We start from the raw sequence: 2,002 nt of genomic DNA on the forward strand, positions 1-2,002 counted from the left end.
GGCCCATGGCCTCCGCGCTCGGCGCGGGCCTCTTCTCGATGGTCGCGATCCTGATGCTGATGAAGCAGGCGCTGCCGCTTTCCGGCCCACAATTCTCATCCGTCTTCCAGGGTGCCGCGCGCTGGAACGGCTTCGTCGCGCTCGCCGCCATCGGCTCGCTCTTCGGCCCCGAAGGTGTGACGCTTGCCGCCGTCGCCTTCGCGGTGCTGGTGCCGACGGTCAACGTGCTCTCGGTGCTGATCCTGACGCGCTATGCGGGCGACACGCCGGCCGGCATGGGAACGGTGCTGCGTCTTCTCTCGAAGAACCCGCTCATCCTCGCCTGTGCGGCCGGCATCGCGTTGAACGTCTCGGGGATTGGACTGCCCGGCCCGCTCGCACCGACCTTCGACATTCTCGGCGCCGCCGCGCTGACCATCGGTCTCATCGCGATCGGCGCGGGGCTCCAGCCGAAACACGCGCTCGAAACCGGCTGGATCGTCGCACTGACCAGCAGCCTCAAGCTTCTCGTCATGCCGGTGCTGATGGCGGGCTGGTGCTTCGTCTTCGGCGTCACCGGCCTCCCCGCCGCCGTCGTCATCCTCTGCGGCGCGGTGCCCGGCGCTACATCGTCCTACATCCTCGCCCGCCAGCTCGGCGGCGACGCAACGCTGATGGCCAGCCTCATCACCGGCTCCACCATCCTCGCGGCAATCACCATGCCGCTGATGTTGTGGGTGTTGGGGTAGGCTTGATAACGTCTGAGTTCGGGATCAATGAGCTGTGCAGAAAAAACCGCTGGGGGACGATGATGCGTCCATTGAAAATTGCGCGCCTCACATTGCTACTGAGCATGAGTTACAACGCTTTGTTTATTGCCCTCTTCTTTTGGAGCGCTACCCGTCCGATTGAGTCGAACGCTACCCCTTATGAAGACTGGACGCCCTTCGTCCAGTTCATAAGCTGGATACCCTTGGCGCTCTTTCACTTCGCCAATGCCGCCATAATCGTCAGCGCAGCGGCCTGCGTCTTCGTCCAGTTCGGAATGCCGTTGTTAAAATACATTTTCTCGCACAGGAGCTGACGGCTACACCCCGTCTACCATGGAAGCGGAGTCCTGACGGCCGCGTCGCCCTGACGCCCGACGCCGCGCTCTCGAAGATGTGGGAATTTCTTACATCCATTGCCATCATTAAGAAAAACAGTCTCTACCCCCAAGGCTGTAAGATAGCTGCAGTCAGATTCCACCGTTCCACTCTCAGATTCGTACCTCGAAACTTCCATGAACAAGATTCCACGGTCGCTCACGAAAAGAGAAATCCATGAAACCGCCACGACAATCAGCACCCCGCGCAGCATCCGGTCACTCCACCCGCGCTCGCTCGACAATCGCGCGCACATCCGCCCCCACCGGCAGCGTCCCGTAAACATCGCCCCAATCGCGGCCGAGCCGCGTCGCGCAATAGGCATCCGACACCGCCGAAGGCGCGTGCTGCAGCAGCAGCGCCCCCGCCGCAACCTTCGCCATCTGCTCCACCACCTGCCGTGAGCGCGCCTCCAGCGAGCCGAAATCGGCAAACGCCTCCTTCAGCGCCTCCAAAGCGCCATCATAGGCAACATTCGCACCCTTCGCCTTCTCGAACTCCGCGAACACCACATCAAGCGCCTGCGGCTCCCGCGCCAGCGCCCGCAGCACGTCGAGGCACATCACATTGCCCGAGCCTTCCCAGATCGCATTCACCGGCATCTCGCGATAGATGCGTCCCGCGATCCCTTCCTCCACATAGCCATTGCCGCCGAGGCACTCCATCGCCTCATAGGCGAGGTTCGGCGCCCGCTTGCACACCCAGTATTTCGCCACCGGCGTCATGATCCGCCGGAACGCTGCCTCCGCCTCGTCTTCATGCGCCCGGTCGAACGAACGCGCGACGCGGAACGACAGCGCCGTCGCCGCTTCCGTTTCGAGCGCGAGATCGGCCAGCACATTCGCCATCAGCGGCTGGTCGATCAGCTTCTTCTGGAA

General features: G+C 62.9%; 3 protein-coding genes. 2 read left to right on the top strand and 1 reads right to left on the bottom strand.

Features of this window, described 5'->3' with window-relative positions:
* Positions 1 to 728: AEC family transporter (locus tag WEB61_RS02845; RefSeq protein ID WP_368062815.1), on the top strand; the 728-nt coding region annotated here is incomplete at its 5' end.
* 62 nt (positions 729 to 790) lie between these two features.
* Positions 791 to 1,063, top strand: coding sequence for a hypothetical protein (locus tag WEB61_RS02850; protein ID WP_368062816.1), 273 nt, complete (start codon positions 791 to 793; stop codon positions 1,061 to 1,063).
* 279 nt (positions 1,064 to 1,342) lie between these two features.
* Here WEB61_RS02850 and WEB61_RS02855 read toward each other — a convergent pair.
* Positions 1,343 to 2,002: acyl-CoA dehydrogenase family protein (locus WEB61_RS02855; protein ID WP_368062817.1), on the bottom strand; the 660-nt coding region annotated here is incomplete at its 5' end.

The sequence above is a fragment of the Parvibaculum sp. genome (assembly GCF_040882025.1).
Lineage (GTDB): Bacteria > Pseudomonadota > Alphaproteobacteria > Parvibaculales > Parvibaculaceae > Parvibaculum.

Coding starts and splice junctions, on each gene's coding strand:
- WEB61_RS02850 (WP_368062816.1), top strand. CDS start 791: ATGCGTCCATTGAAAATTGCGCGCCTCACATTGCTACTGAGCATGAGT.